Genomic DNA, 7,859 nt, shown 5'->3' on the forward strand with positions numbered 1-7,859 from the left:
AGCGGCGCTTCGGCCAGTTTGGCGCATGTGGCTTCGATCAGGTCGGTGTAGCGCAGGGCTTGGGGCAAGCTCCATTGCTCTACCGTGTAGTCGAATATGGCTCCGAGATCGCGCTGTGCTTTCGGGCTGAGCCGATACTCAGCCATGCTCGGCGTATTTGCGCTTCTTGAACGCAGCGAAGTCGAACGGCTCCGGCTCGCCGCTTTGCTCGCCTTCGATCAACGCCTGACGGATGGTCTCGATCTCGAAGTTGCGTTCCTGTTCGCGCCGGATCAGGTCGCGGATTGCTTCGCTGTCATTGGTGTAGAGCCCGGCCGCGATCTGAGTCTCGATCCAGGCATCCTGCTGTTCGGTCAGAGTGATGGTCTTGCGTACGGCGCCCATATCGTCCTCATACCATTGGTGCGAAAACCTGCATATCAGACGAAGCTTGCTTGAACCAAGGCACATCATCACGTTTAGAACAAAAAAGGAACTGTCCTACTTGACCGCACCGTGGCATGCTGCGCGTGGCTCCTTCTCAGCGTTGATTCGAGTGTCTCGCGCGATCATTCGCCGGAAAGGGAAAATGTTCCTGATTCCATGTGAAAGTCGTCCAAGTTGTCCAGGTCGTCCAAGTCGGACGACAATGGATATTGAAGACGGGATATTGGTTGCCGACGCCAAATCATTTCAGTCTGGCAGGCACGCGCTGGTCCGCTAGACAAACCCCTCAACCCCCGCTAAGGCCCGCCGCTTCCATCCAATCTGCGCGAACACAGGGAAACCGAGTGCAATGAAACTGAACGAAATCCGCGACAATTCGGGCGCGCGTAAATCGAAGATCCGCGTCGGCCGGGGCATCGGCTCCGGCAAGGGCAAGACCGGCGGCCGGGGCCAGAAGGGCCAGAAGAGCCGTGAGGGCGTTTCGATCGCCGGCTTCGAGGGCGGCCAGATGCCGCTCCACATGCGGCTGCCGAAGCGCGGCTTCAACAACATCTTCGCCAAGGATTATGCCGAGGTGAACCTGGGCGCGATCCAGAAAGCGGTCGACGCCAAGAAGCTGGACGCCAAGGGCACGATCGATCACGCCGCGCTGAAGGCGGCCGGTCTCGCGCGCGGCGGCAAGGACGGCGTCCGCCTGCTCGGCAAGGGCGATTTCTCCGCGAAGCTGAACTTCTCGGTCGCCGGCGTGTCGAAGGGCGCGCGCGAGGCGGTGGAGAAGGCCGGCGGCTCGGTCGAGGTGCTGACGGTGGTTCCGGCCGCCGAAAAGGCCGCTGCCAAGAAGAACAGCGTGCGCGACGCAAAGAAGGCGGCGCGGGCCTGAGGCCAGCCGCTCGATCCCGATCCCCTTAGACAAAGGGATCGGGGCCACTATATGGAGCGGCGGAGGGCGATAGAGCTCGCCGCCGCTTTGTTTTTCAGGACTGACGCAAGCCCATGGCATCTCGAGCCGACGCACTGGCCACCAACATCAATCTGTCGAAATTCGGCGAGGCGACCGAGCTGAAGAAGCGGCTCTGGTTCACGATCGGCGTGCTGATCGTTTTCCGACTGCTCAGCTTCATTCCGCTGCCCGGCATCGATCCGACCGCGCTGGGCCTGCTGGCGAACCAGACGCGCGGCGGCGTGCTTGACTTCTTCAACACCTTCTCCGGCGGCTCGCTCGAGCGCATGTCGATCATCGCGCTGGGCGTGATGCCGTACATCACCGCCTCGATCGTCGTGCAGCTCGCGACCTCGTTGAGCCCGACGCTGAACGCGATCAAGAAGGAAGGCGAAAGCGGCCGCAAGCGGCTGAACCAGTATACCCGCTACGGCACGGTGGGCCTCACCGCGATCCAGGGCTGGTTCATCGCGGTCGGTCTCGAAAGCTTCGGCGCACAGCAAGGCGTGCAGGCGGTCGTCGATCCCGGCATGCTGTTCCGCATCACCGCGGTCATCTCGCTGATCGGCGGCACCATGTTCCTGATGTGGCTGGGCGAGCAGATCACCAGCCGCGGCGTCGGCAACGGCGTGTCGCTGATCATCATGGCCGGCATCGTCGCGCAGCTGCCGAAGACGCTGCTCAACCTGTTCGAAGGCGGCCGCACCGGCAGCCTGTCGCCGCTGCTGATCATCACGATCGTCGGCGCCGCACTGGGGCTCGTTGCCTTCATCTGCTTCATGGAGCGCGCGCAGCGCCGGGTGCTGATCCAGTATCCGAAGCGCCAGACCCAACGCGGCATGATGCAGGCGGATCGCAGCCACCTGCCGCTGAAGATCAACACTGCGAACGTGATCCCGCCGATCTTCGCCTCATCGTTGCTGCTGATGCCGCTGACGATCAGCCAGTTTGCCGGGCAGCAGGCGACCCAGGGCCAAGGCTGGTGGGGCGATTTCCTGATCACCCTCAACCAGTATCTGCAGCACGGATCGCCGATCTACATGGCGCTCTATGGCGCGGGCATCATCTTCTTCACTTTCTTCTACACGGCTGTCGTGTTCAATCCGGAGGAGACCGCGGACAATCTGAAGCGCAACGGCGGCTTCATTCCCGGCATCCGTCCCGGCAAGAACACGGCCGATTATCTGGACTATGTGCTGACGCGCATCACGGTGGTCGGCGCCGCCTATCTGACGCTGATCTGTCTGTTGCCGGAATATCTGGTCGCGGCTGCCGGCATCCCGTTCTACCTGGGCGGTACCAGCCTGCTGATCGTCGTCAACGTGACGATGGACACGGTGACGCAGATCCAGTCGCACCTGCTCGCGCACCAATATGGCGACCTGATCAAGAAGGCGAAGCTCAAAGGCCGCATCCGCTGAACCGGGCTTGAGGGGAGGTCCATGAACATCATCCTGCTGGGCCCGCCGGGAGCGGGGAAGGGGACGCAGGCCGAACGGCTGGTGGCGGCACGCGGCATGGTCCAGCTGTCGACTGGCGACATGCTCCGCGCGGCGCGTAAGTCGGGCACGCCGCTCGGCGCGCGCGTCGCTGCTGTCATGGATGCCGGCGAGCTGGTGTCGGACGAGATCGTCTCCGATCTGATCGGCGAAGCGCTCGACATGATGGGTCCCGAACAGGGCGCGATCTTCGACGGCTATCCGCGCACCGCCGCCCAGGCGGAATCGCTGGACGCGATCCTCGCCGCGCGCGGCCGCAAGCTCGACCATGTGATCGAGCTGGAAGTGGACGAGGATGCGCTGGTCGAGCGCATCACCGGCCGCTTCACCTGCGCCAAATGCGGCACCGGCTATCACGACCGGTTCAAGCTGCCGAAGATCGAAGGCACCTGCGACGTGTGCGGCAGCCACGAGTTCAAGCGGCGGCCCGACGACAATGCGGAGACGGTCCGCACCCGCATGGCCGAATACCGCGCCAAGACCGCGCCGATCCTGCCTTTCTACGAAGCGCGCGGAATCGTCGACCGGGTCGATGGCATGGCGGACATGGATGTCGTCACCCGTGCTATAGGTGCCATTCTCGACGGCTGATCTATCCGGGTCGGGGAGGGGGCATGAGACAAGTCGTTCTGATCGCCGCAAGCCTGTCGCTGCCGGCCTCGGCCGCCGTGGTCGCCGACAATGCCGCCGGGTTCGCGATCGAGCACGAGGCTGTCATCGCTGCCTCGCCCGAACGCGTCTACGCCGCGCTGGGCCAGCCGTCCGCCTGGTGGAACAGCCAGCATAGCTGGTCGGGAAGCGCGTCCAATCTGAGCCTGGATCTGCGGCCGGGCGGCTGCTTCTGCGAACGGCTGCCCGGCGGTGGCGGCGTCGAACATGCGCGCGTCGTGATGGCCTGGCCGGGCAAGCTGCTGCGCCTGTCCGGCGCGCTTGGGCCGCTGCAGTCGGAAGCGCTGACGGGCACGATGTCGTGGGAGCTGAAGCCGGTCGCCGGCGGCACCAGCGTCAAGCTCAGCTATGTCGTCGCCGGCCTCGCCCGCACCGCCCGCGCCGCGCTTCCCGGCGCCGTGGACGGTGTGCTCGGCGAGCAACTGGCGGGGTTGAAGACCTTTGTCGAAGGACGAGCGAAGGGCAGCTAGCTCTTCCACTCGGCCAATATGTGCTCGCCGGTCGGGCCGGTGATCGCGATGCGATCGAACCGCACCCGGATCAGGCAGACGGGGCGCCGGTCGGGCGAGGGGCTCCAGCAGCCGATCGCCTTGTCCTTGTCGAGCGCGACGAGCCGGCCTTCGGCCACCAGCCGCAGCCCGCGATCGAGCGCCATCTCGCCGGGCGCGAGCTTCTGCACGGCCTGATAGGCGCGCCCGTTGCGCCGCTCCTCGCGCTTGGTGCCCGGCTCGAACAGCTCGACCACTCCCAACGTCTGCCGCACCGGCGGGATTGTCGACGGAATGGCTTCCGGCGCCGGCATGGGCCCGGGAGCCGGAGTCGGGCTTCCGCTCGGGCTCGGGATCGGCTGCGGCGTCGCAACCTCCGCCGGACAGAGATCCGAACGCTGCCAGGGGCGCCGGATCCAGAAGCCTTCCGCTGCCTCGAACGCGACGCCGGCTGCGATTCTCTTCAGGATCGGCGCTTCGGTCCAGACTTCGGGCGTGACCTTCACGCGCAGCGTTTCCTTGTCCGCGTCGTAGCTCCAGCCGGTGCTGGCTTTCTTCAGATCCTCCGTCGGACCGCCGCACCCGAACGGGATGTTGAGCGCAAAGCGCCGCCCCGGCAGGTCCGATGCCGGCCGCTGCTCGCCCGAGGCGAAGCTGCTGGCCGCGCGCGACGCGGCATCGATCAGGTCGGCGCGTGACAAGGGCGGCAGCGGCTGCGGGATCGTCGGCAGCATCGGCGTGGGGGCGGGCGTCGCCACCGGTTTCGGCGCCGGTTCGGGGGCAGGGCGGGTGAGCAGCACGCCCGCGACCACCAGGCCCACGAAAATGCCTGCCGCGGCCCATGCGCGCCAGCCGGATGTACGGCGGTCGGTCATCGACGCCCCTTTTGACAAGACATTCCCGCCACGCCAAGGCTTTGCCGCGTGACGTCTGACCAGCTCGTGACCGTCCTTGTGCTTGCGGCCGTGGTCGCCGCGCTGATCTGGGACAAGGTGCGTGCGGATGTCGTCGCGCTCACGGGCGCCGCGGTGCTGCTGATGACCGGCGTCGTGCGGCCCAGCGAAGTGCAGGGCGCCTTTGCCAGCCCGGCCCTCATCGCGCTCGCCTCGCTGTTCGTCATCGTCTACGCGATCGAGCTGTCGGGCCTGCTCGACCGGCTGATCGAGCTGGCAGTCGTGATGTGCCGCAGGATCGGCGTGCTGGGCCTGTGGATCACGATCGGGCTGTGCGGCGCCGCCTCCGGCTTTCTCAACAACACGCCGATCGTCGTGCTGTCCGCACCGATCGTGCGCGATGCCGCGCGCAAGCTCGGGCTCGACCCGAAACGCTTCCTGATCCCTGTGTCCTACATGGCCGTGCTCGGCGGCTGCACGACCCTGATCGGCACGTCGACCAACCTGCTGGTCGCGGACATGGCGCGCGTCGCCGGCCAGCCGACCTTCGGCCTGTTCGAGATCACGCCGGTCGGTCTCGCCATCGCCGGAGTGGGCGCGCTCTACCTGCTGCTGGTCAGCGGCCGCCTGGTCAGGTCCGGCACGTCAGAGGAGAGCGAAACACGAGCCGTGGAGATCGAACCGGACATGGCCGGCGCCCAGGTCGGCGCGCCGGAGCTTTTCCTGTCCCATGCGGAGCTTCAGCCCCGGCGCGCGGCGCTGGCCGTCGGCGTGTTCGCCGGCGTGATCCTGGTCGCCGCACTCAACATCGCTCCGATCGCGGCGGCGGCACTTGCGGGCGCGGTGCTGCTGATCCTGCTGCGCGTGATCAGCGCGGACGAAGCCTATCACGGGCTCAGGCCCGAAATCCTGATGCTGATCGCGGGGATGGTCGTGCTCGGCATCGCGCTGGAGGAAAGCGGGCTTGCAACGACCGGCACTAACGCATTGGTCGGCGCGATCCGGCCGCTGGGTCCGCTGATGGCGCTCGCGCTGTTCTACGGCGCGACGCTGTTCCTGACGGAACTGCTCTCGAACGCGACGGTGGCGGTGCTGTGCGCACCGATCGCGGTCGCGCTGGCCGAAAGCCTGGGGGTCAGCCCCCGGCCGTTCCTGGTCGCGGTGATGATGGCCGCCAGCGCCGCCTTCGCGACGCCGTTCGGCTATCAGACCAACGTGCTTGTCTACCAGATGGGCCGCTACAGCTACATGGATTTCGTGCGCGTCGGGTTGCCGCTCAACATCATTACCTGGGCGACCGGCGTGTTCGCGATCACGCGCGTATTCCCCTTCTGACGGGTGCTGTCAAAGCTATAAACTGTGCTAACTCTCGCCTCGTAACGGCCTCGAATCAGAAGGCTGCCGGGTCACGCGAACAACCGATCCGACCAGGAGGGGGGATAGATGGCAGTTTCCGACCACGTCGATCTTGCGACGTTCATCGAAGGCGTGAAGAAGCGCAATCCGGGCCAGCCGGAATTCGCACAGGCCGTCCAGGAAGTCGCCGAGGACATCTTCGATTTCATCCAGGACAAGGAAGCCTATCACAGCGAGCAGATCCTCCGCCGCATCGCAGAGCCGGATCGCGTGGTCTCGTTCCGCGTCTGCTGGGAAGACGACAAGGGCAACATCCGCGTGCAGCGCGGCTGGCGCGTGCAGAACAACAACTCGATCGGGCCCTATAAGGGCGGCATCCGCTTCCACCCCTCCGTCACCGAAAGCGTGCTGAAGTTCCTGGCGTTCGAGCAGACGTTCAAGAACGCGCTGACCGGCCTGCCGATGGGCGGCGGCAAGGGCGGCGCGAACTTCAACCCCAAGGGCAAGAGCGACCATGAGGTGATGCGCTTCTGCCAGAGCTTCATGAACGAGCTCTATCGCCATATCGGCGCGGATATCGACGTGCCCGCCGGCGACATCGGCGTCGGCGCCCGCGAGATCGGCTATATGTTCGGCCAGTACAAGCGCCTCACCAACGAGTTCACCGGAGTGCTGACCGGCAAAGGCCTGGAATATGGCGGCTCGCTGATCCGCACCGAGGCGACCGGCTACGGCGCGACCTACTTCCTGCTGAACATGCTGAAGACCAAGGGTCAGGACATGGTCGGCAAGGTTGCGGTCATTTCCGGCTCCGGCAATGTCGCGACGCATGCGGCGGAGAAGGTGACGCAGCTGGGCGGCAAGGTCGTGACGCTGTCGGACAGCGAGGGCTTCATCCACGATCCTGCCGGCATCGATCAGGAAAAGATCAACTGGGTCAAGGAGCTGAAGACGGTCAAGCGCGGCCGGATCAAGGAATATATCGACCAGTTCCCCGGCTCGACCTTCACACCGGGCAAGACGCCCTGGGGCGTGCCCTGCGACGTGGCGCTGCCGTGCGCGACGCAGAACGAGCTGCTCGGCGAAGATGCGCGGACCCTCGTCGCCAACGGCTGCATTGCGGTTTCCGAAGGCGCCAACATGCCGACCAACCTGGAAGGCGTGCACGTCTTCAAGGACGCGAAGATCCTCTACGCCCCCGGCAAGGCCGCGAACGCCGGCGGCGTCGCCGTCTCCGGCCTCGAGATGAGCCAGAACTCGGCGCGCATCTCGTGGAAGGAAGAGCAGCTCCAGCAGCTGCTGGTCGACATCATGGACGGCATCCATTCACGCTGCCTGGAATATGGCCAGCAGGGCGGCGGCTATTGCGACTATGTGAAGGGCGCCAACATCGCCGGCTTCAAGAAGGTCGCCGACGCGATGCTGGCCTACGGCGTCGTCTAGCCTTCGTGCCCCAAGCCCGTTCGTGTCGAGCGAAGTCGAGACACGCTTCTCGACTTCGCTCGAAGCGAACGGGACCGGAATATCGGAGATCAAACCACCCCGTAAGCCAGCATCGCATCGGCGACTGTCTTGAAGCCGGCGATGT

9 protein-coding genes are annotated in these 7,859 nt (G+C 65.5%); 6 read left to right on the forward strand and 3 right to left on the reverse strand.

The features are described 5' to 3' along the window. Both VFT73_RS07500 and VFT73_RS07505 read right to left on the reverse strand, forming a co-directional pair. On the reverse strand, positions 1-146 hold a 146-nt coding region (locus VFT73_RS07500; RefSeq protein ID WP_326409623.1), incomplete at its 3' end, for a type II toxin-antitoxin system RelE/ParE family toxin. Then, positions 139-384: a type II toxin-antitoxin system ParD family antitoxin gene (locus VFT73_RS07505; RefSeq protein WP_326409608.1), complete on the reverse strand. Its 246-nt coding sequence runs from the start codon at positions 382-384 to the stop codon at positions 139-141. The genes VFT73_RS07505 and VFT73_RS07500, both read right to left, overlap by 8 nt. A gap of 391 nt (positions 385-775) precedes the next feature. On the opposite strand from VFT73_RS07505, the gene rplO reads away from it, so the two are divergent. The 4 genes from rplO (at position 776) to VFT73_RS07525 (ending at position 4,004) form a co-directional block, all read left to right on the forward strand. Further along, entirely contained in the window at positions 776-1,306 is a 531-nt protein-coding gene (gene rplO / locus VFT73_RS07510; protein ID WP_326409610.1) for a 50S ribosomal protein L15, read from the forward strand. Positions 1,307-1,419: 113 nt separating this feature from the next. Further along, the gene (gene secY, locus VFT73_RS07515) at positions 1,420-2,787 is read left to right on the forward strand and encodes a preprotein translocase subunit SecY (protein WP_326409612.1); all 1,368 of its coding nucleotides are present in this window, start codon (positions 1,420-1,422) and stop codon (positions 2,785-2,787) included. 21 nt (positions 2,788-2,808) lie between these two features. Continuing rightward, positions 2,809-3,456 (forward strand): adenylate kinase, encoded by a 648-nt coding sequence (locus tag VFT73_RS07520; RefSeq protein ID WP_326409614.1) that lies wholly within the window; start codon positions 2,809-2,811, stop codon positions 3,454-3,456. A 23-nt stretch (positions 3,457-3,479) separates the two neighbouring features. After that, positions 3,480-4,004, forward strand: a complete 525-nt coding sequence (locus VFT73_RS07525) for an SRPBCC domain-containing protein (RefSeq protein ID WP_326409616.1) — start codon at positions 3,480-3,482, stop codon at positions 4,002-4,004. Here the strand turns inward: VFT73_RS07525 and VFT73_RS07530 are convergent. Continuing rightward, positions 4,001-4,897, reverse strand: a complete 897-nt coding sequence (locus VFT73_RS07530) for a hypothetical protein (RefSeq protein ID WP_326409618.1) — start codon at positions 4,895-4,897, stop codon at positions 4,001-4,003. The two genes, VFT73_RS07525 and VFT73_RS07530, sit on opposite strands and share 4 nt — an antisense overlap. 48 nt (positions 4,898-4,945) lie before the next feature. Between VFT73_RS07530 and VFT73_RS07535 the strand changes: the two genes are divergently transcribed. Beyond that, positions 4,946-6,250, forward strand: coding sequence for an SLC13 family permease (locus tag VFT73_RS07535; RefSeq protein WP_326409619.1), 1,305 nt, complete (start codon positions 4,946-4,948; stop codon positions 6,248-6,250). A 108-nt stretch (positions 6,251-6,358) separates the two neighbouring features. Next, positions 6,359-7,714 (forward strand): NADP-specific glutamate dehydrogenase, encoded by a 1,356-nt coding sequence (gene gdhA, locus VFT73_RS07540; protein ID WP_326409621.1) that lies wholly within the window; start codon positions 6,359-6,361, stop codon positions 7,712-7,714. The last annotated feature ends 145 nt before the right edge of the window (positions 7,715-7,859 follow it).

The sequence above is a fragment of the Sphingomonas sp. genome (assembly GCF_035758555.1).
GTDB lineage: Bacteria > Pseudomonadota > Alphaproteobacteria > Sphingomonadales > Sphingomonadaceae > Sphingomonas_B.

What these genes read in the sequence shown, in the direction of transcription:
- VFT73_RS07505 (WP_326409608.1), bottom strand. Translation starts at nt 384, where the DNA reads ATGGGCGCCGTACGCAAGACCATCACTCTGACCGAACAGCAGGATGCC.
- rplO (WP_326409610.1), top strand. Translation starts at nt 776, where the DNA reads ATGAAACTGAACGAAATCCGCGACAATTCGGGCGCGCGTAAATCGAAG.
- secY (WP_326409612.1), top strand. Translation starts at nt 1,420, where the DNA reads ATGGCATCTCGAGCCGACGCACTGGCCACCAACATCAATCTGTCGAAA.
- VFT73_RS07520 (WP_326409614.1), top strand. Translation starts at nt 2,809, where the DNA reads ATGAACATCATCCTGCTGGGCCCGCCGGGAGCGGGGAAGGGGACGCAG.
- VFT73_RS07525 (WP_326409616.1), top strand. Translation starts at nt 3,480, where the DNA reads ATGAGACAAGTCGTTCTGATCGCCGCAAGCCTGTCGCTGCCGGCCTCG.
- VFT73_RS07530 (WP_326409618.1), bottom strand. Translation starts at nt 4,897, where the DNA reads ATGACCGACCGCCGTACATCCGGCTGGCGCGCATGGGCCGCGGCAGGC.
- gdhA (WP_326409621.1), top strand. Translation starts at nt 6,359, where the DNA reads ATGGCAGTTTCCGACCACGTCGATCTTGCGACGTTCATCGAAGGCGTG.